This is a genomic window from Mesorhizobium australafricanum, assembly GCF_033977265.1.
GTDB classification, from domain to species: domain Bacteria; phylum Pseudomonadota; class Alphaproteobacteria; order Rhizobiales; family Rhizobiaceae; genus Mesorhizobium; species Mesorhizobium australafricanum.
The window spans coordinates 182,700-203,102 of record NZ_JAVIIT010000005.1; the positions used below are offsets into that span (position 1 = coordinate 182,700).

Sequence of the window (20,403 nt, forward strand, 5' to 3'; positions counted from 1 at the left end):
CACTGACATGAGACGATTTCTTGCCTCCACCGTGGCGGCGTCGGCGCTTGCGCTGATGCTCGGCATGGCAAGCGTCCACGCCGACGACGCCGTCGACCCCAACATCAAGCAGGGCGGCGCCGTCACCATCACCTACAAGGACGACGTCGCGACGCTCGATCCGGCGATCGGCTATGACTGGCAGAACTGGTCGATGATCAAGAGCCTGTTCGACGGTCTGATGGACTATGAGCCGGGCACCACCAAGCTGAGGCCCGATCTCGCCGAAAGCTACGAGATCTCCCCGGACGGCAAAACCTTCACCTTCAGGCTGCGCCACGGCGTCAAGTTCCACAACGGCCGCGAGATGACCGCGGACGACGTCAAATATTCGCTCGACCGCGTCACCAACCCGAAGACGCAGAGCCCGGGCGCCGGCTTCTTCGGCTCGATCAAGGGCTATGACGATGTCGCCGCCGGCAAGGCCGACAGCCTCTCCGGCATCACCGTGGTCGATCCCTATACGATCAAGTTCGAGCTGACCCGGCCGGACGCCACCTTCCTGCATGTCATGGCGATCAATTTCTCGCATGTCGTGCCGAAGGAGGAGGTCGAGAAATACGGCGCCGACTTCGGCAAGCATCCGGTCGGCACCGGCGCCTTCAAGCTCGCCGAGTGGACGCTCGGCCAGCGCATCGTCTTCGAGCGCAATCCCGACTACTGGCACAAGGGCCTGCCGCATCTCGACAAGATCACTTTCGAGATCGGCCAGGAGCCGATCGTGGCGCTGCTGCGCCTGCAGAAGGGCGAGATCGACGTGCCCGGCGACGGCATTCCGCCGGCCAAGTTCCAGGAGGTGATGAACGATCCGGAGCAGAAGGCGCGCGTCGTGGTGGGCGGACAGCTGCACACCGGCTACATCACGATGAACACCACCATGGCGCCCTTCGACAATGTGAAGGTGCGCCAGGCCGTCAACATGACGATCAACAAGGACCGTATCGTCCAGATGATCAACAACCGCGCGGTGCCGGCCAACCAGCCGTTGCCGCCCTCGATGCCCGGCTACGACAAGGCTTTCAAGGGCTATGCCCATGACGTCGCCAAGGCCAAGGCCCTGCTGGCAGAGGCTGGCCATCCAGACGGCTTCGAGACGCAGCTTTTCGCCATGAACACCGACCCCAATCCGCGCATCGCCCAGGCGATCCAGCAGGATCTGGCGGCCATCGGCATCAAGGCCAGCATCCAGTCGCTCGCTCAGGCCAATGTCATTGCCGCCGGCGGCGACAAGGCCGGCGCGCCGATGATCTGGTCGGGCGGCATGGCCTGGATCGCCGACTTCCCGGATCCCTCGAACTTCTACGGCCCGATCCTCGGCTGCGCCGGCGCCGTGCCGGGTGGCTGGAACTGGTCGTGGTATTGCAACAAGGATCTCGACGCCAAGGCGGCCGAGGCCGACTCCGTCGTCGATCCGGCCAAGTCGGAGGAGCGCGAAAAGATGTGGAGCGCGATCTATGACAAGATCATGGCGGACGCGCCCTGGGCGCCGGTCTTCAACGAGCAGCGCTTCACGCTGAAGTCAGCCCGCATGGGCGGCGCCGACAATCTCTATGTCGACCCGGTCCATATCCCGATCAACTACGACAATGTGTATGTAAAAGATGTGCAGTAACTGCGACTACACCATCCACGGGCGCCATCACCATTTCGGCTGGGACAATTCCTTTGCCCCGGTCGAGCGGGTGGCGCCCGGCTCGACCATCGAGTTCCAGTGCCTCGATTCCGCCGGCGGCCAGCTGAAGGCCGACAGCAAGGTCGCCGACGTCACCAAGCTCGACTTCGCCACCGTCAACCCGGTGACCGGGCCGATCTTCGTCGAAGGCGCCGAGCCGGGTGACGCGCTGAAGGTGACGATCGAGACGTTCAAACCGTCTGGCTTCGGCTGGACGGCGAACATCCCCGGTTTTGGGCTGCTCGCCGACGATTTCAAGGAACCGGCGCTCAACATCTGGAAGTATGACGCCGCCTCGCTCGAACCCGCTTTGTTCGGCAAGAATGCGCGCGTGCCGCTTAAGCCGTTCGCCGGCACCATCGGCAACGCGCCGGCCGAGATGGGCCACCACTCGGTGGTGCCGCCGCGGCGCGTCGGCGGCAATCTCGACATCCGCGATCTTGCCGCCGGCACCACGCTCTATCTGCCGGTGGAAGTAGCGGGCGCGCTGTTTTCGGTCGGCGACACCCACGCCGCGCAGGGCGACGGCGAGGTGTGCGGCACGGCGATCGAAAGCCCGATGGATGTCGTGCTCAAACTCGACCTCGTGAAGGATGCGCGGCTGAAGACGCCACGCTTCACCACGCCGGGCCCGGTGACGCGCCACCTCGACGCCAAGGGTTATGAGGTGACGACCGGCATCGGGCCCGACCTGATCACCGGGGCCAAGGAGGCCGTCAGCCAGATGGTCGACCTGCTGTCGGCCAGCTACAAGCTCGACCCGGTCGACGCCTACATGCTGGTCTCGGTCTGCGGCGACCTGAGGATCAGCGAGATCGTCGACATGCCCAACTGGGTGGTGTCGTTCTACTTCCCGCGCTGCGTCTTCGAATGAGCGCAGGCGTAGTCGACGAACACGCCGACGCCGCCGGAAAGGTGGCCGCGGGGCCGGTGCTCGAAATCATCGGCCTCTCCGTCGGCGTACGCGGCGAGGATGGCGAGCGCGAAGTGGTGTCCGGCCTGTCGCTGTCGCTCAAACGCGGCGAGACGCTGTGCATCGCCGGCGAGTCCGGTTCCGGCAAGTCGATGACGGCGCTGGCGATCATGCAACTCCTGCCGCAGCCGGCCGGCCGCATCGCTTCCGGAACGATCCGGCTCCACGACAGGGATCGCGGCGCCATCGAGCTGACGGCTCTCGACGAGCGCCGCATGCGCGACATTCGCGGCGACCGCATCGCCATGATCTTCCAGGAGCCGATGACCTCGCTCAATCCGGTGCTGTCGATCGGCCGGCAGCTCACCGAATCGATCGAGGCGCATACCGGTCTTTCCCATGCCGACGCGCAACGGCGCGCGGTCGAGGCGCTGAAGGCGGTTCGGATTTCCGAAGCCGAAAGCCGGCTAAAACAATTTCCGCACGAATTGTCGGGCGGCATGCGCCAGCGGGTGATGATCGCCATGGCGCTTGCGCTCGAGCCCGACGTGCTGATCGCCGACGAGCCGACGACGGCGCTCGACGTAACGGTGCAAGGCGAGGTGCTGGAGCTGCTGCGCGACTTGCAGCGCCAGCACGGCACCAGCGTCATCCTGATCACCCACGACATGGGCGTCGTCGCCGAAATGGCCGATCGCGTCATCGTCATGCGCAATGGCCGCATGGTCGAGGAGGGCGCCACCGTCGATATTTTTACCAGGCCGCAGGCCGCCTACACGCGCGAGCTTCTTGCGGCGGTTCCACGAATTGGCTCGGGAGCGGGGCGCCGCGCTTCCGGCGAGCCGGGCGATCCGGCAAAGCGGGACAAGGTGGCGGTTGTAAACGACCTCCATGTCCGCTTCGACCTGCGCGGCGGTTTCTTCGGCCGCGTCAACCGGCGGGTGCATGCTGTCGAAGGCGTCAGCTTCTCGATCGCGCCCAACGAGACGCTGGCGCTGGTCGGCGAATCCGGCTGCGGCAAGTCCACCACCGCCAAGGCGCTTGCCGGCCTGGTACCCTATACCGGCGCGGTGAAGATCGGCGGCCGGGAGATCTCCGGACTTGGCGGCGACGCGCGCAAGGCGGTGCGGCGCGACGTGCAGATGGTCTTCCAGGATCCGTATGCGTCGCTCGATCCGCGCATGCGCGTCGGCGACCTGGTGGCCGAGCCGCTGCTGATCCACGGCATCGGGTCAAGGCAGGAGCGCCGGGAACGCGTGGCCGCGTTGTTCGAACGGGTCGGCCTGTCGTCAGGGCAGATGGAGCTCTATCCGCATGAATTCTCCGGCGGCCAGCGCCAGCGCATCTGCATCGCGCGGGCGTTGGCGCTCAGGCCAAAGCTGATCATCGCCGACGAAAGCGTGTCGGCGCTCGACGTCTCGGTGCAGGCGCGCGTGCTCGATCTCCTGAAGCAGCTGCAGCGCGAGTTCGGCGTCGCCTATCTGTTCATCTCGCATGACATGGCGGTGGTCGAGAACATCTCGGACCGCGTCGCCGTCATGTATCTCGGCCAGATCGTCGAGATCGGCAGCCGCGACCAGGTTTTTTCCAACCCGCGCCATCCCTACACACGGCGGCTTATCGAGGCGGTTCCGGTTCCCGATCCGTCGCGACGCCGGACACGCTTTGCCCATCTCGACCGCGAAATTCCAAGCGCGACGCGGCGGATCGGCGAAAGCGTGCCGAAACTGGTGCTGCGGGATTTCGGCGGCGGGCATCTCGCCGCCGTCGGCGATTGAAGCGCGCCACGGCCCGCCGCATCCGGCTCGATATGTTGATTTGGTCTGCGGGGCGGCGATCTGTCCGTTTCGGGATGTGCCCGAATGATGATAAAGCCTGAGGCAGCCACTCATCTATTTTCGGAATTCCAATGTCGGTCCTCACACGCCGCAAACTCCTGCAGGGCGCCGCGGCCACTGGCGCGGCCGGTATCGGCCTCTCGGCTGCTGGCAAGCTTGCCGGACTTGCAGCAGCGAAGCCCGAGCCGCTGATCCTGAAGACCGCAAGCATCGAGGCGCGGCTGATGGACGGTGCGCCGACGAAGAATGTTCTGACCTATGGTGAAGCAGGCATGCCTCCGGTCGTCAGGATGAGGAAGGGTGAGCCGTTCGCCGCGCGGCTGATCAACGGCATCGACGATCCGACGACCATCCACTGGCATGGCGTCCGCGTTCCCAACAAGATGGACGGCGTGCCGTTCCTGGTGCAGCCCTATGTCTATCAGGGTGACCGTTTCGACTATGCCTTCACCCCGCCCGATGCCGGCACCTTCTGGTACCACCCGCATTGCAACACACTGATCCAGATGGGTCACGGCCTGACCGGCGTGATTGTGGTCGAGAACCCGAACGATCCGGTCTTCGATGTCGAGATGGTCGTCAACCTGCGCGACTGGCGGCTGGGCGACGATGGCCAGTTCATCGAGCCGTTCAGGCCGCGCGACGCGGCCAAAACCGGCACCTTCGGCACGGTGCGCACGGCCAACTGGCTCGACCAGCCGCAATTCGATGCGCCGGCCGGCGGGCTGGTGCGGCTTCGGACCGCCATCACCGACGTCACCCGCATCTATGCCTTCCGCGTCGACGGCGCCGAGGCGACGGTCATCGCGCTCGACGGCAATCCGGTGCCGCAACGTTTTACGCCCGATGGCTTGCAGCTTGGCCCCGGCCAGCGGCTGGAGCTTGCCATCCGCATGCCCGACGACGAAGGAGCGATCGTCAGCCTGCGCGATGTCAGGGGCACCAAGCCGAAAATCCTGGCGACGCTGCGTTCGGTCGGCAGATCGCTCAAGCACGATCTTCGCGATCTCGGCCGGCTCGAAGCCAATCCGGTGGCGGAAGTGGATGTCGCCGGCGCCAAGCGCATTCCGCTGGCGCTGAGCGCCACGGCCGAAGACGTGCCGGGTGACGGCATTTGCGGCTCGCTCGGCTATAGTTTCTGGGCGATCAACAAGGTGCCTTGGCCCGGCGACACGCCGGACCCGACGGCGCCGCTGGCCGAACTGAAGCTCGGCCAGAGCTATGTGATCGACATGGAAAACCTCACCCCGCACTCGCACCCGATCCACCTGCACGGCATGAGTTTCAAGGTGCTGTCGTCATCGACCAGGGCTGTCCAGCCGCTCGTCTCCGACACCTATTTGATCCAGCCCAATGAGAAGGTTCAGCTCGGCTTCGTCGCCGACAATCCCGGCGACTGGCTGCTGCATTGCCACATCATCGAGCATCAGAAGACGGGAATGACGAGCTATCTTCGGGTGGTGTGAAGAGCATCTCGTTTTGGTGAGGCGGGTTGACCCCGCGGTCCGATTGCCTAGGTAGGCAACTGGCAGGCGGGGCGACATCCAACTTCGACCGACGGCATGACATCTTCGCGCATTCGAAAACTTGCCCTTGTTGCGGCAGGTATCTCAATCCTGTCTTCCTGCGTCATCCCCGACGATACGTCGCGGGTCGCGAAGGAGGACGTCACCGCTGCCGCCGCCCGCAGGGAGATGGTCGGCCTCAGCGAGGCCGACATTCGCATGTGCGCGGGCTTTCCGAGCGCAACAGCCGATGTGGGATCATCCGGCCAGATCTGGACCTATCAGCGCACCGTGCAGCGCGGCAATCTCAACATCGTGGTGCCGACTTTGGCCATGGGTGCGGTCCCCGCTGTCGGCGGCTCGGTCAATGTCGCCCCCGGCGGCTATTGCAACACGCAGATTCGCATGCTCAACGGCCACGTCGCCGAGGTTGCCTATGCCGGTGACAACAACCTGCCGAACAGCCGCGACGCGCTCTGCGTCAGCACGGTGGACGCCTGCGTGGCTTATGCGCGCCAACACCGTTACAGCGCGCCGGCGGTATCAAGATAGGCGGAGCACCACGGCGGGCGGATGATATTTTCAGACATCGGATGCGGGCATTCCTGGTAGCGCATCGAAGCCGCGTCGTTGAACCGCCAGTAAGGCTGTGGAGCAATCCCAATTCGTCCGGCGCAACGTCCATCGACGCTGGATTCAGTCAGACGCCAGAAGCATGTATGCTCAACGATACTGATTCTTACGATCATTTGGCTGGTCGATGTGAGAAAAATCGTCACTGCACTCACCGTAGCTGTTGTTCTTGTCGTCGGGCTGCTCTTCCTTTTGCCCGCTCTTGTTTCAACCGACTGGGTTCGTGCCGAATTGAGCCGGCAACTGTCATCCGCGACCGGAATGACCATTCGGCTGGACGGGCCGGTCAGATTGTCGTTGCTGCCCAGGCTGGCGGTGGTCGCGGACGATATCTCGCTCTCGACCGGCACAGGCGACATCGCGATATCCGCTCCGCGTTTTTCGACGTCGGTAACGCTGTCGTCGATATGGTCGAAAAAGCTTGAGATACAGTCCGTCGCGCTGGCGGATCCGACAATCGCGCTCAAGGCTTCGGCAAACGCGGCGTCGCCTGCGGAACCGAAGGATGTTCGGGCTGATCCGTTCGCGGCGATTGTCGATACGCTGGAGCGGCTGGCAATCAACCAGCTGACCATAACGAATGGCACCCTTACCTCGGGCGCTTCTGCCGGCAATTCCGCCACGGTTACGGCAATCGACGCCGATCTGAGGGTTCCGGACCTCGACCGGGAGACCTCGTTTTCATTGGCAGCCACGAGTAACGGCCGCCGGGTCGAAATGAGCGGGAGCCTTTCCGCGTTGAGGCCGATCCTCAAACGGCTCCCGGCCCAGATCGCCATTGAGGCGCGGCTCGACCCGGCGCCGGTTCCCAAATTCTCTTCATTGCATGCGAGCGGCGAGATCCAGCTCAACGGCAATGGCAGCTATCAGATCAAGGGTGGAAAATTCGATATTGGCGACCAGAGCTTCCAGATGAATGCGCTCTTCCAGCCTGGGGCTCGGCATCGCTTCTTCGCCGACCTCTCAGCGAAGCGCGTCGATATCGACGCCTTGAGCGATATTGGAAAGAGTGGTTCCAGCGCGGGTAAACCTGCCGCCGGTTCCGCAGAACCCGACCTTGCCATGCTGTCCGCTTTCGACGCCGACATCAGCGTTGCCATCGATGAGTTGGTCGGCGGCAAGGTACGGGCTTCCGACGTCCAGCTCGCCGCAACGTTGCGCGACGGGCATCTCGAGGCAAAGCTGGAGCACTTTGGCCTCGATGCGGGAAGCGTCACCGCGAAAGTCTCGACGAATGTCGGTGAAACGCCTCCGACCATACGGGGCAATGTTGCGAGCTCAGGGCTGGACATCGGCTCGATAGCGAAGTTGGCCGGACAATCCGTGCCGTTGTCCGGCAAGCTCACGGCCGATATGGGGTTCGCTTTTCGCGGGCTCACCGCGGAACGCATCCACAGCAGCGTCAATCTGCAGGGAACGGTCGGGATTCGCGAGGGCAAGCTTCCGCTTGCAGCACTTGCCGATGCCCGAACGGCCAACGACATCACCGGGCTCAATCTTGACGCGAAGGTTCACGATATCGGCAAGCCGGTCGATTTGACGGGCAAGCTCGCCTGGCGGGGGCAGGTCGTGACGTTCAAATCCCAGGTCGCGCCCGCATCCTTTCTTGGCCGTGCCTCTGTTGCCGACGCATCCGGGCCAATCAGCCTTTCGGTTTCCTCCAAATACCTCGAAGGCAGCATAAACGGCGTTGCCGGAGGCGGTGGCACGTTCAAGGGCCAGGCTTCAGTCACATCGCCCTCGGTCGACAAGCTGATGCATTGGCTGGGACAAGGCGCTTCCCCCAGTCTGCAGGACTTTGCCTTCAAGGGCGATGTCGATGCCGGCCCGAAGCAATTCTCTTTCCAGAAGGCCACCGTCACCTTGAACGGCGTCAAGGCGTCGGGGCAAGGCTCGGTGAAACTGGGGGAGTTGCTCACAATCCGGACGTCGCTCAATTTCGCGAAACTCGACTTTGCAGCGCTCGCCGGCGGCGGCGGGGCCTCGGCCGGCGGCAAACAGAAACCGGGCGGGGCAGCCGACGCGCCGATCGATCTTTCCTTCCTCAAGGGAATCGATGCCAGGATCGAGGTCGCGGCAGACAAGCTCGGCTATGGAAAAGCCTTCGCGGGGCCGGTCGCAACCGTCCTGACGATTGCCGACGGCAAGGCTCACCTGAATGTGCCGCAAAGCCCCTTCTACGGCGGCACGATTGCCGCGGAAATGACCGCCGACGGCTCCAGCGACGCCGCTTCCCTGGACCTCAACGCCGCAATCGCGGGCGCGGCTGCGGCTCCCTTGCTCCATGACGCGGCCGATTTTGACCGCATCGAAGGAACGCTCGATGCAACGGTCGCGGTTTCAGGCTCGGGAAAGACCGCAAAATCGCTTGCCCGTTCGCTCGGCGGCAAGGCAGCGACGAAATTCAGCGACGGCGCCTTCCGCGGCATCGACATAGCGGAGGTCTACAACAACCTGGTCGGACTGCTCGCCGGCGGCTTCAAGCAGGATCAGGCCAAGAAGACGACATTCACGGAACTCGGCGCCTCATTCGCGATCGAGAACGGCGTCGCGCAGACGACGGACATCAGCCTGTTGGGCCCGCTGCTGCGAATGGACGGCTCGGGCAAGATCGACCTCGCCGACCAGACGCTCGACATGCATCTCAACCCCCGCGTCGTCGCTTCGCTTGCCGGGCAAGGAGGCGACGTTGCCGTAAAGGGCATCGGGGTGCCGATCATGGTCCAGGGTCCGCTGTCCGCGCCCCGTGCCTATCCGGACCTGAGCGCGTTGGCCAAGGACCCGCAGGGCGCGCTGGATATGTTGAGCCGCCTCGGGCTGCCAACCGGAAAACTGAAACTCGACAAGCTGATCCCGGGTCAGACAGGCTCGGACGGCGACGGTTCCGGCAAGGGCGCTGCTGATCTGATCGGCGATCTTCTGCGCAACGCCGCGCCCCGGCCCAAAGCCCCGGCAGCTCCTCCGGAAGCAGCCGTGGCGCCAGACACTGGCAATACGGAAAATGCGGCGCCACCGCCAACAAGTTCGGACACCGGCGGCGAGACCGAAGCCGAGGCCGCCGCGCCGGCGGTGGAACCCGCCCCGGTCGACCCGCAAGCCGCCCCTGCTTCGCCCGAGGCCCCGAAGAAAGGGGAAATAGACACGCTTCTCGATCAGCTGGCGAATTAGTTCCCCGACACAGGGATTTTGAAAGGGTTGCCGTTTGTCTTGGTGCAAGATTTTCCGTTCATTTCCGTGAAATCAGCGCAAACGCCGGGGATTTGGTTGAAGCCTCCCAACGTCGTTATTCTATGGCGGAGCAAGGAGCGAAGCGACGCGCGCAGACCATAGAATCCAGCCGCGACGTCGAAGCGTTGCTGCGGTGCAGATTTTGCTCCGTTGCACTCCATGGCGAAGGTAACGGCATGGATTCTAGGGTCTTCGCGACGGAGCTTCGCTCCTGCTCCGCCCTAGAATGACGATCGCGATGGGCGTTTCGGCCAATCACCAACGCATGCCGCCTGCCAACGCAAAGACAGCCGCCGATCAAAATCCCTGTGCAGTGCCGCTAGCGCTATAGGGTGGCCTCCGCTCGCGGGATGGTATGAAAGACAGCGGTCGCTCTTGTGACCTCAGCCTGACGTCGGCTCGATACATGATCTAACGCTCATATGTGCGGCCGAAAATCAAAGTGATCTCGGCCGCCGCAAATCGCCCCCAATCAGGACGTTCTTCCGGCCCCTACCTTGAGAGTTGGAGAGGCCCGATGAAATTACCTGTTCTTGCCCTCGCCGGAACCATGCTGGCGGTGATGCCAGCTGCGGTCCAGGCGGCGCCGATGATCGGCGTGCCGGCTCGAAATAGCCTGGTGCAGGAGGCGCGCGTGACATGCGCCTATCTGACCGAGGACGGCTACTGCGTGCGGCCGCACAAAAAGCACAAATACTGGAAGCGGCAGCATTACTACCAGCCCGCATACCGCACCTATGAACCGCAGCCGCCGGACGAGTATGACTGGCGCTATCAGCGTCCACGGACGATTATCCGGGTCGTTCCCAACTACCCGCCGCGGGACGAAGACAATTGGGATGATTGGGACGATTGACCCCGCCTAAGCCCCGGAGCCGCGCTCCGTTGCCAAGCGGCCTGCTTTCGGTCGCTTGGCCCGCAGTGGCCGGCATTCGGCGCCAGGCAGCGCCTTTGCCGGCCCATCCACGAAGAGCGGAGAATCGCGGCTCCTACCGCTTCAGGGCGATGCTGATGCCGCTGAGATCGGCGTTCACCTGCAGGCCGACCTGCCTGCCGGTGAGCTCGAGCTGGGCGCCCTTGTTATTGGTCATGACGATCACCTGGGCGCCTTTGCCGAGCGCGCCGCCGCCGCCGGCTGCGCCGTAGACACCGGTCACATCGCTGGCGCGGCGGATGTGGCTCACCCTGCCCTGGAAATAGGTCTTGGACGCGCCGAAGGCGAGTCCGCCCGAGACACCGCCGACCGAGATCGGATAGCGCTTGCCATGGAAAGTCAGCGTGCCGTCGCCGCCGGAGCCGCCGATGAAGAAGGCTGCCTTGTAGACGGAAAAGCGGATCGTGCCGCTGTCGGCATGCGCAGCACTTGCAATGCTCACGCCCGCTGCGGCGATTGCCGCGACCGCGACTGAACGGAACCTGGACGAAATCGTCATGATGGGAACTCCTCAAGGATCGCCGCTTGCCCAACCGGCCGGGCACGTCAGCTTCGTATCAAAGTCTAGTTGAACAGTCTCGACCCGTCATTGGTTCCAGGCACGCGGCCTGAAATCCGGCGTTCACGAAATGCTGAGGGAGAGAGGCAAAAGCCGACGCGAAGCAAAGCTTATGCTGGCTGGTGGAGCTGAGGGGGATCGAACCCCTGACCTCGTCATTGCGAACGACGCGCTCTCCCAGCTGAGCTACAGCCCCGTTCCAGCGGATCGGCTTGTATCGGTCGCAGCCGTTTGATGTCAAGGCGAAACGGCTGCCTGGCGTCGATGCGCTGTAGCTTGCGGGCCTTGCCGGCTCCACACGCAATGGCTACATGTCGGCGACAATTTGGAGACCGGCATGATCGCCCTTATTCAGACCATCGTCATGGCACTTGATATCTACTGGTGGATCATCATCGCCTCGGCGATCTTTTCCTGGCTCTACGCCTTCAATGTCGTCAACTCGCGCAACCAGTTCGTCGGCACCGTCGGCAACATGCTCTATCGGCTGACCGACCCGGCATTGCGCCCGATCCGCCGCTTCATGCCCGATCTCGGCGGCATCGACATTTCGCCGATCATCCTCCTGTTGGTCATTTTCTTCATCCGGCAGTTTCTGGTCACCACCGTCTGGTCGTGGGTCGTCACCGGCGGCTGATGAACACGTCGTTTCGGCTGCGCGAGAACAGCATCGACCTCTACGTACGGCTGACGCCGAAGGCCGCGCTCGATCGCATCGACGGCGTCGAGACGGCTGCCGACGGACGCAGTCATCTGAAGGCCCGCGTGCGCGCCGTGCCGGAGAACGGCGCCGCCAACGCGGCGCTGGAACGAATGATGGCCAAGGCGCTGGGTGTACCAGTGTCGGCCGTTTCGGTCGTTGCCGGCGGCACATCGCGGCTGAAGACGCTGCGGATACTGGGTGATGCGGCTGCGCTGGTGGAGCGGCTTCAGACGCTCAGCAAATAACGCTGGCGGCGCCCCCTCATCCGTCCGCTACGCGGCCACCTTCTCCCCGGCGGGGAGAAGAGGAGGGTTGGCGCCGGGCGCCGACCTGCTCCTCTCCCCTCGGGGAGAGGTCGGATTGCCAACCGAGTTGCTCTTCGCAATTCGGTTGGCAATCCGGGTGAGGGCGAGTCTCCAAATCACTCAATCGCCCAGCGGCAACCTCGGATCGTCCACCTTCAGCGTGTTCACGCTCTGCTTGATGCGGCGCAGGTTCTCCAGCACTTTCGGCCCGCGCGATTCCGCCACCGTGGTGGCGATCATGTCGAGAATGGCTAAAAGCGCGTAGCGCGACGAGGTCGGCTTGTAGATGTTGCCGTCCTCGACGGATTGCAGCAGGATGACCGTGTCGGCGACCTTGGCCAAAGCCGAGTCCGGTGCGGTGATGGCAACGGTCGCCGCGCCATATTGCTGGGCGACCTCGACCGCTTCGATCACCGAACGCGCATAGCCCGAGACCGAGAAGGCGACCAGCGTCGTCTCGGGCGTCGCGACGGCGGCATACATGCGCTGCAGCTGGCCGTCGATCTGGGCGAGCGCCGACAGGCCGAGCCGGAACAGCCGGTTCTGCATCTCGGTCGCCATCATCGAGGAAATGCCGCCGGAGCCGATGCACAATATGTTGCCGGAGCTTGCGATGCGGGCAGCGACATCCATCAGCGTCGTCATGTCGAGGTTTTCGCTGGCGCGCTGGATGGCGGCGATCGCCGCTTCGGTAATTGCGGAGGCGATGCGCTGCTCGCGCGCGTCGCGGCTGAGCGGTTCCGGCGACAGATACTGGCCGCCGATGGCGATCGCCTGCGCAAGGTAGAACTTGAAATCGCGCAGCCCTTCGCAGCCGAGATTGCGGCAGAAGCGGGTGACGGTCGGCTCGCTGACGCCGACGCGGGCCGCAATCTCCGAGATGGCGGCCTTGGAGGCGAAATCGAGATCGGAAAGCACCAGCCCGGCCAGCCGGCGGTCCGACTTGGTGCCATCCTGCGACATCAGTTGCAGGCGGGTGATAATGTCGGCCGGGGTCTTCATTTATCGATCTTCACGTCTGCATTTTCACAGGGGCAGGCCCGTCGCCTTGTCGAACAGGTGGATGTTGCGCGGGTCGACGCTCACCGGCAGCCGGTCGCCCGGCTTCACCTGCAGCCGGTCGCGGAACACCGCGCGAACCGTGTCGTCGCCGACCGAGCCGTAGACATGGGTTTCCGAACCGGTCGGCTCGACGACATCGACCTTGATGGCGATGGCATCGTCACCAGCGCCAACCATGAAATGCTCGGGCCGGATACCGATCTCGACCGTATCGCTGCCGGACGCCGCCTCGCCGGCAAGCGCCAGCCGGCCGCCGCTGCTGGTCTCGAACCAGGACTTGGCTCCGGCGGTCTTCAGCGCGCCCGACACAAAACTCATGGAAGGCGAACCGATGAAGCCCGCGACGAATTTGTTGGCCGGCCGATCATAGAGTTCCAGCGGCTGCCCGACCTGCTGGATGCGGCCGCGATCCATCACCACGATGCGGTCGGCCATGGTCATCGCCTCGATCTGGTCGTGGGTGACGTAGACGATGGTCGATTTCAGCCGCTGGTGCAACGCCTTGATTTCGGTGCGCATCTGCACGCGCAGCTGCGCGTCGAGGTTGGAGAGCGGCTCGTCGAAGAGGAAGACCGACGGCTCGCGCACGATGGCACGGCCCATGGCGACGCGCTGGCGCTGCCCGCCCGACAATTGCCTCGGATACCGGTCGAGATAGGAGAAGAGGTTCAGCACCCCGGAGGCCTTCTTCACCTTGTCGTCGATCGCGGCGCGGTTCTCGCCGCGGATTTTCGGGCCGAAGCCGATATTTTCCGAAGCTCTTAGATGCGGGAACAGCGCGTAGGACTGGAACACCATGGCGATGTTACGCTTCTGCGGCGGCAGCTCGTTGGCCCTTAAGCCGCCGATGACGAGATCGCCGGAGGTGATTGTCTCCAGCCCGGCCAGCATGCGCAGCAGGGTGGACTTGCCGCAGCCGGACGGCCCGACCAGCACGACGAACTCGCCGGTCTTGATGTCGAGGTTGATGTCCTCGAGGATTTTGTGCTGGCCAAAAGATTTCGACAGGTTGCGAAACTGGACGTCGGTCATGGTCACGCTCCCAATATGTCGTCGATGAAAGGCAGGTAGCCGGCTGTCAGTCCGGCGTCCACCGGCACCACAGCACCTGTTATGCCGGAAGCGCGCTCGGAGGCAAGGAAAGCCACGGCTTCCGCCACTTCCAATGCATCGACGATGCGGCCGAGCGGATAGAGCCGCTGCAGCCGGCCGAGGATCTCGGGATCCTTGGCCAGGCGATGGTCCCAGGCGGCGGTGCGGATCGACCCCGGGCAGACGACATTGGCGCGCAACCCGCTGCGGCCAAGCTCGACGGCGATCGATTTGGCGTAGGCGTTGATGCCGGCCTTGGCCGCGGCATAGGCCGGATTGCCGAAATGCGCGATGGCATTGACCGAGGAGATGAAGACGACGCTGCCCGAACCGCGCCCGGCCATCGCCTTGATCAGCGGATCGGCGAAAATCATCACGCCGGTCAGGTTGAGGTCAAGCTCCTGCTCGATCCTGTCCGCCGTCAGCGCCTTCAACGTCTCGGCGCGTGTCCAGCCGGCATTGTTGATCAGGATGTCGGGAACGCCGTCTTTGTCCAGCAGCGCGGGGATCGCCGCTTCGATCGAGGCCCGGTCGAGCAGGTCGAAGACATGGCGCGAGGCGATGTGCGGACTGGCCAGCGCCTCCGCCGACTGGTCGCAGCCTACGATGCGCGCGCCGCGCTCGGCCATGAGCTTGACGATCGCCGAGCCGAGGCCGCCGCCTGCGCCGGTGACGACAATTGTCTTGCCCTCGAACTCGGCTTTCGAACCCACGCCGCGCGCTCCTTCACCGCTCATTTTGAACCAATAGGCTAGCCAAGCAAATGTAATTAAGCAACATGATAATCCGCTTGCATCGCGGGAAATGATGGATAATGTAGGAAAGTCACATAAATCCTGCGCTTGTAAGAGTCAGGGCGCCAACGTGCATCAACGGGAGAAATCAGATGAGCCTTGCGAAATGGACTGTCGGCCTGTTGGCCGGAATGAGCATGCTGACTTTTGCCGCATCCGCCGATGCGGGCGAGGTGCGCGTCACCGTCGCCGAGTACAGCGCCAAGACCGGCCCCTATTTCGAAGCGGTGAAGAAGGAGTTCGAGGCGGCCAATCCCGGCATCACCATCAAGTATGAAGTGGTTCCGTGGGATGTGCTGCTGCAAAAACTCACCACCGACATCACCGCCGGCACCAATGCGGATCTCTCGATCATCGGCACGCGCTGGCTGATCGACTTCGTCCAGCAGGATGTCGCCGAGCCGCTCGACAGCTACATCAAGCCCGAATTCAAGGACCGCTTCATCGACACCTTCCTGCAGCCCTCGATCATGGACGGTCACACCTACGGCCTGCCGATCGCGGCTTCCGCGCGCGCAATGTATTACAACAAGGAACTGTTCGAGAAAGCAGGCATCGCCAAGCCGCCGGCAACCTGGACCGAGCTGCAGGAAGACGCCCGCAAGATCAAGGCTCAAGGCGCCTTCGGCTTCGGCCTGCAGGGCAAGGAGATCGAGACCGACGTCTATTACTACTATGCGATGTGGTCGCAGGGCACCGAGATCCTCAACAAGGACGGCACGTCCGGTTTGAGCACGCCCGGCGCACTCGAAGCCGCCAAGCTCTACAAGTCGATGATCGACGAGGGCCTGACGCAACCGGGCGTCACCTCCAACAACCGCGAGGACGTGCAGAACCTGTTCAAGCAGGGCAAGGTCGGCATGATGATCACCGCGCCCTTCCTGTCCAACCAGATCAAGGACGAAGCGCCGAGCCTGAAATATGGCGTCGCCGCCATCCCTGCCGGCCCGACCGGCGCGCGCGGCACCTATGGTGTCACCGACTCCATCATCATGTTCAAGAACTCCAAGAACAAGGACGAGGCCTGGAAGCTGCTCGACTTCCTGTTCACCAAGGAGCAGCGCGCCAAGTTCACGCAGGGCGAAGGCTTCCTGCCGGTGAACAAGGAAGAGGCGAAAATGGATTACTACGTCAACAATGCCGATCTCGCCGCCTTCACCGCACTTCTGCCCGACGCCCGCTTTGCGCCGGTCATCCCGGGTTGGGAAGAAATCGCCCAGATCACCTCGGACGCCATGCAGAAGATCTATCTCGGCGGCGACCCCGAGGCTGGTCTGAAGGACGCGGCGGCAAAGGCCGACGCCGTGCTGAAGAAGAAATAAGGGCGTATCTCCCTGCCCCCGTGGCGCGCCCTCACCCCGTCGGGGCGCGCCGCACCTTTTAGAAGAGGCAGCAACGGCCGCGGAAATGGCTAAACCGACAAGGCATTCATCCCGGACCAGAGGATAAATTGCCAAAGTTTGCGCCGCCCCTCATTGCCCTGCCGGGCATTTCTCCCCGTATAGTGACGGGGAGAAAGAAACTGGCCGCAACCTCGGCGCCATGCCTGCAACGTGGTGATTGGCGAAAGCGGCGGCGACAGCGCCCCTCTCCCGGTCACTATACGGGGAGAGGATGCCGGCAGGCAGGTGAGGGGCAGCGCAGACGCCGGCAAAGAATTTGAACTGAACCCCCAGAACGAACGGTCGAGATTAGGCTAGCTGGCAAGCCAGCGCTGCCGATGTCTCGCAACACGGTACAAACCAGCCCGATGCAAAGCCGGATCCTACCCTATCTGCTGACGCTGCCCAGCCTGCTTTTGGCGGCGCTGGTGATCTTCTGGCCGGTCTGGGACCTGGTGCAGATCTCGACGCATGACGTCAATCGCTTCGGCCAGTTGCGCGAGTTCAGCGGTCTCGCCAATTTCGCCGAGTTGTTCGCCGACCCCGATTTTGTCGCAGCGCTTTGGCGCACCGGGCTGTGGACCGTGCTGGTCGTCGGCGGCGCGCTGCTTCTGTCGATCCCGGTGGCGATGATCCTCAACATGGATTTTTATGGCCGTGGGCTGGCCCGCGTGATCATCATGCTGCCCTGGGCGGTGTCGCTGACCATGACCGCGGTGGTCTGGCGCTGGGCGCTCAACGGCGAAAGCGGCATGCTGAATTCGGCACTGATGAAGCTTGGGATGATCAGCCAGAACATTCAGTGGCTGGCCAGCGCCGCGACCGCTTTCCCGATGCAGGTGCTGATCGGCATATTGGTGACGGTGCCGTTCACCACCACGATCTTCCTCGGCGGCCTGTCCTCGATCCCCGACGATCTCTATGAGGCGGCCGCACTTGAAGGCGCAACGCCGTTGCAGCAGTTCCGCGAGATCACCTTTCCACTCCTGAAACCCTTCATCAACATCGCGATCGTGCTCAACACCATCTACGTCTTCAACTCCTTCCCGATCATCTGGGTGATGACGCAGGGCGGGCCGGCGAACTCGACCGATATCCTTGTCACGCATCTTTACAAGCTCGCCTTCCGCATCGGCAAACTGGGCGAGGCCTCGGCGGTATCGCTGGTGATGTTCGCGATCCTGCTCGTCTTCACCATGATCTATGTGCGGTTGGCCATGCGGGAGCAGCGGGCATGAGAGCCAAACTGAAGCGCACCATCATCGCCTGGCTGCTGCTGGCCCCATTGATCGTGGTGACGATCTTTCCCTTCGCGGTGATGTTCCTCACCGCCGTCAAGCCGCGCACGGAGGTGCTGACCCCAAGCTGGTGGCCGAGCGAATTCCGCTGGTCGAATTTTGCCGACATGTGGGTGGCGACCGGCTTCGGCCAGGCGCTGCTCAATTCGCTCTATGTCTCGGCACTGGCGACAATCGGCGCCATCCTGATCTCGGTGCCGGCCGCCTACGCGATGTCGCGGTTTCGTTTTGCCGGCTATGGCTCCTTCCGCCAGTTCCTGCTGATCTCGCAGATGATCTCGCCGATCGTGCTGGTGCTCGGCCTGTTCCGCCTGATGGCCGCCTGGGGGCTGGTCGAGAGCACCACGGCGCTCGGCTTCATTTACATGGCCTTCAACGTCGCCTTCACGGTCTGGATGCTGCAGAGCTATTTCGACACCATCCCGCGCGATCTCGAGGAGGCCGCCTGGATGGAAGGCGCCGGCCGTTGGCTGACCTTGCGAAAAGTATTCCTGCCGCTCTGCCTGCCGGCGATCGCGGTGACGGCGATCTTCACCTTCATCAACGCCTGGAACGAATTCGTCGTCGCGCTCACCATGCTGCGCAGCCAGGAGAGCTACACGCTGCCGATCCAGGTTTTCTCGCTGGTCGCCGGCCGCTATACGATCGAATGGCACCATGTCATGGCGGCCACGCTGCTGGCGACCCTGCCGGTGGCGATCCTTTTCATCTGGCTGCAGCGCTATCTGGTCCGGGGCCTTGCGCTCGGGGCCGTTAAATAGCAATCCCAGCAATTCCGGGAAAAGTGTGCAGCGGTTTCCGTTTGCGAAGAACAAGAAGTCCACCACGGAGTTTTGATGCGCATCTTCACCGCCTCGCTGGCGACCGAAACCAACACCTTCTCGCCGGTGCCGACCGACCGGGCATCGTTCGAGATGGCCTTCTATGCCGGCCCGGGCAAGCATCCGGAGACGCCGACGCTCTGCTCCTCGCCGATCGTGGCATTGCGCAAGCGCGCCGCGAAGGACGGGCTGACCGTCATCGAAGGCACCGCCACCTGGGCCGAGCCCGGCGGCCTCGTGCAACGGCAGACCTACGAAGCGCTGCGTGACGAGATCCTTGGCCAGCTAAAGGAAGCGCTGCCAGTCGACGCCGTCATCCTTGGCTTGCATGGTGCGATGGTGGCACAAGGCTATGACGATTGCGAAGGCGATCTGCTGGAGCGCGTGCGCGCCATCGTCGGGCCGAAGGTCGTGATCGCCTCGGAGTTCGATCCGCACAGCCACCTGACACCGAAGCGCGTCGCGGCTTGCGATGTCATGGCCTATTTCCTCGAATTCCCTCACACCGATTTCTACGAACGTGGCGAGCATGTCGTCGAGCTTGGCCTTGCCGCGGCGCGCGGCGAGATCAAGCCGGTGATCTCGACCTTCGACTGCCGCATGATCCAGGTGCTGCCGACCAGCCGCGAGCCGATGCGCTCCTTCGTCGACAAGATCAAGGCGCTGCATGGCAAGGACGGCGTGCTGTCGGTCTCGGTCATCCACGGCTTCATGGCGGCCGACGTGCCGGAGATGGGCACGCGCATCCTGGTCGTCACCGACAACGACAAGGCGAAAGGCGACAAGCTCGCCGAGGCGCTGGGGCGTGAGCTCTATGGGCTGCGCGAGAAGACCGCCATGACGATGCTGTCCGCCTCGGCGGGTATCGAGCAGGCACTAGCGGTGCGGGCAGAGCGCAAGGACAAGCCCGCGGTGATCGCCGACATCTGGGACAATCCAGGCGGCGGCGTGCCGGGCGACGGCACCATCGTGCTGCGCGAGCTGCTTTCGCGTGGCGTGCGCAATGTCGGCGTGGCGACGATCTGGGATCCGATCGCCGTGACCTTCTGCCATGCCGCCGGCGAAGGCGCTGTCATCGACCTGCGCTTCGGCGGCAAGGCCGGGCCGCAGGCCGGCGAGCCGATCGACGCACGTGTCACGGTGCTGAAGGCGGTCAGCGAGGGCTGGCAGAGTTTCGGGCCGAGCCGCGTGACGCTGGGGCCCTCAGCGGTGGTGCGCGTCGAAGGCACCGAGGTCGAAATCATCCTGAACACCAACCGCACCCAGACTTTCGAGCCGGATATCTTCTCCAACATCGGCATCGATCCGCTGTCGAAGGACATCCTGCTGATCAAGTCGACCAACCATTTTTATGCCGGCTTCGAACCGATCGCCGCCGAGATCATCTACGTCGCGGCGCCGAGCTCCTATCCGAGCAACCCGGCAGTGACGGACTACAGGAAGCTGACCAGGCCGATCTGGCCACGGGTGGCGGATCCGTGGAGCGCTTCCCCTTCTCCCCTTGTGGGAGAAGGTGGCCGCGAAGCGGCCGGATGAGGGGTGTTCCAGAGAACACCAACGCCTCATTCCGCTGGAGCACCCCTCATCCGTCTCGGCGCTGCGCGCCGATCCACCTTCTCCCGCAA

Annotated in this window: 17 protein-coding genes, 1 tRNA gene and 1 pseudogene; 14 read left to right on the forward strand and 5 right to left on the reverse strand. The window is 63.6% G+C overall.

Features of this window, described 5'->3' with window-relative positions:
* Positions 1-7 precede the first annotated feature (7 nt).
* From RFM98_RS12200 to RFM98_RS12235, 8 genes and pseudogenes are all read left to right on the forward strand, one after another.
* On the forward strand, positions 8-1,651 hold the full coding sequence (locus RFM98_RS12200; RefSeq protein WP_320309101.1) for an ABC transporter substrate-binding protein: 1,644 nt from the start codon (positions 8-10) through the stop codon (positions 1,649-1,651).
* Positions 1,641-2,585, forward strand: a complete 945-nt coding sequence (locus RFM98_RS12205; RefSeq protein WP_320309102.1) for an acetamidase/formamidase family protein — start codon at positions 1,641-1,643, stop codon at positions 2,583-2,585. The genes RFM98_RS12200 and RFM98_RS12205 overlap by 11 nt, the downstream gene beginning before the upstream one ends.
* Complete coding sequence (locus RFM98_RS12210) at positions 2,582-4,402, forward strand: ABC transporter ATP-binding protein (protein ID WP_320309103.1); 1,821 nt, start codon at positions 2,582-2,584, stop codon at positions 4,400-4,402. Before RFM98_RS12205 ends, RFM98_RS12210 begins: the two co-directional genes overlap by 4 nt.
* A 131-nt stretch (positions 4,403-4,533) precedes the next feature.
* On the forward strand, positions 4,534-5,928 hold the full coding sequence (locus tag RFM98_RS12215) for a multicopper oxidase family protein (protein ID WP_320309104.1): 1,395 nt from the start codon (positions 4,534-4,536) through the stop codon (positions 5,926-5,928).
* Between the two features lie 96 nt (positions 5,929-6,024).
* Positions 6,025-6,519: a hypothetical protein gene (locus RFM98_RS12220; RefSeq protein WP_320309105.1), complete on the forward strand. Its 495-nt coding sequence runs from the start codon at positions 6,025-6,027 to the stop codon at positions 6,517-6,519.
* Between the two features lie 210 nt (positions 6,520-6,729).
* Positions 6,730-7,011: pseudogene (locus RFM98_RS31370) on the forward strand (AsmA family protein); the annotation flags it as partial.
* Positions 7,012-7,284: 273 nt separating this feature from the next.
* Positions 7,285-9,768: an AsmA family protein gene (locus RFM98_RS12230; protein WP_320309107.1), complete on the forward strand. Its 2,484-nt coding sequence runs from the start codon at positions 7,285-7,287 to the stop codon at positions 9,766-9,768.
* A gap of 577 nt (positions 9,769-10,345) precedes the next feature.
* Positions 10,346-10,684: a hypothetical protein gene (locus RFM98_RS12235; protein WP_320309108.1), complete on the forward strand. Its 339-nt coding sequence runs from the start codon at positions 10,346-10,348 to the stop codon at positions 10,682-10,684.
* A 133-nt stretch (positions 10,685-10,817) separates the two neighbouring features.
* Here RFM98_RS12235 and RFM98_RS12240 read toward each other — a convergent pair whose 3' ends face one another.
* Both RFM98_RS12240 and RFM98_RS12245 read right to left on the reverse strand, forming a co-directional pair.
* Complete coding sequence (locus tag RFM98_RS12240) at positions 10,818-11,261, reverse strand: lipid-binding SYLF domain-containing protein (protein ID WP_320309109.1); 444 nt, start codon at positions 11,259-11,261, stop codon at positions 10,818-10,820.
* Between the two features lie 180 nt (positions 11,262-11,441).
* Positions 11,442-11,517, reverse strand: a tRNA-Ala gene (locus RFM98_RS12245).
* A 141-nt stretch (positions 11,518-11,658) separates the two neighbouring features.
* Between RFM98_RS12245 and RFM98_RS12250 the strand changes: the two genes are divergently transcribed.
* Together RFM98_RS12250 and RFM98_RS12255 are read left to right on the forward strand one after the other, a co-directional pair.
* The gene (locus tag RFM98_RS12250; RefSeq protein WP_320309110.1) at positions 11,659-11,958 is read left to right on the forward strand and encodes a YggT family protein; all 300 of its coding nucleotides are present in this window, start codon (positions 11,659-11,661) and stop codon (positions 11,956-11,958) included.
* Complete coding sequence (locus tag RFM98_RS12255) at positions 11,958-12,269, forward strand: DUF167 family protein (protein WP_320309111.1); 312 nt, start codon at positions 11,958-11,960, stop codon at positions 12,267-12,269. Before RFM98_RS12250 ends, RFM98_RS12255 begins: the two co-directional genes overlap by 1 nt.
* A gap of 180 nt (positions 12,270-12,449) precedes the next feature.
* Here RFM98_RS12255 and RFM98_RS12260 read toward each other — a convergent pair whose 3' ends face one another.
* Genes RFM98_RS12260 through RFM98_RS12270 form a run of 3 tightly spaced genes read right to left on the reverse strand, consistent with a single transcriptional unit; the run spans position 12,450 to position 15,196 of the window.
* Positions 12,450-13,331 (reverse strand): MurR/RpiR family transcriptional regulator, encoded by an 882-nt coding sequence (locus RFM98_RS12260; RefSeq protein ID WP_320215730.1) that lies wholly within the window; start codon positions 13,329-13,331, stop codon positions 12,450-12,452.
* A gap of 24 nt (positions 13,332-13,355) precedes the next feature.
* Entirely contained in the window at positions 13,356-14,423 is a 1,068-nt protein-coding gene (locus RFM98_RS12265) for an ABC transporter ATP-binding protein (protein WP_320309112.1), read from the reverse strand.
* A 2-nt stretch (positions 14,424-14,425) separates the two neighbouring features.
* Positions 14,426-15,196, reverse strand: coding sequence for an SDR family NAD(P)-dependent oxidoreductase (locus tag RFM98_RS12270; RefSeq protein ID WP_320309113.1), 771 nt, complete (start codon positions 15,194-15,196; stop codon positions 14,426-14,428).
* A gap of 173 nt (positions 15,197-15,369) precedes the next feature.
* Between RFM98_RS12270 and RFM98_RS12275 the strand changes: the two genes are divergently transcribed.
* The 4 genes from RFM98_RS12275 (at position 15,370) to RFM98_RS12290 (ending at position 20,314) form a co-directional block, all read left to right on the forward strand.
* Positions 15,370-16,599, forward strand: coding sequence for an ABC transporter substrate-binding protein (locus tag RFM98_RS12275; protein WP_320309114.1), 1,230 nt, complete (start codon positions 15,370-15,372; stop codon positions 16,597-16,599).
* A 428-nt stretch (positions 16,600-17,027) separates the two neighbouring features.
* A complete protein-coding gene (locus RFM98_RS12280) occupies positions 17,028-17,897 on the forward strand; it encodes a carbohydrate ABC transporter permease (RefSeq protein WP_320309115.1) in 870 nt (289 codons plus the stop codon).
* Positions 17,894-18,718 carry a carbohydrate ABC transporter permease gene (locus tag RFM98_RS12285; protein ID WP_320309116.1) on the forward strand — a complete coding sequence of 275 codons (825 nt, stop codon included), beginning with the start codon at positions 17,894-17,896 and terminating at the stop codon, positions 18,716-18,718. Before RFM98_RS12280 ends, RFM98_RS12285 begins: the two co-directional genes overlap by 4 nt.
* Positions 18,719-18,793: 75 nt before the next feature.
* Positions 18,794-20,314 carry a M81 family metallopeptidase gene (locus RFM98_RS12290; protein ID WP_320309117.1) on the forward strand — a complete coding sequence of 507 codons (1,521 nt, stop codon included), beginning with the start codon at positions 18,794-18,796 and terminating at the stop codon, positions 20,312-20,314.
* Positions 20,315-20,403: the final 89 nt, after the last annotated feature.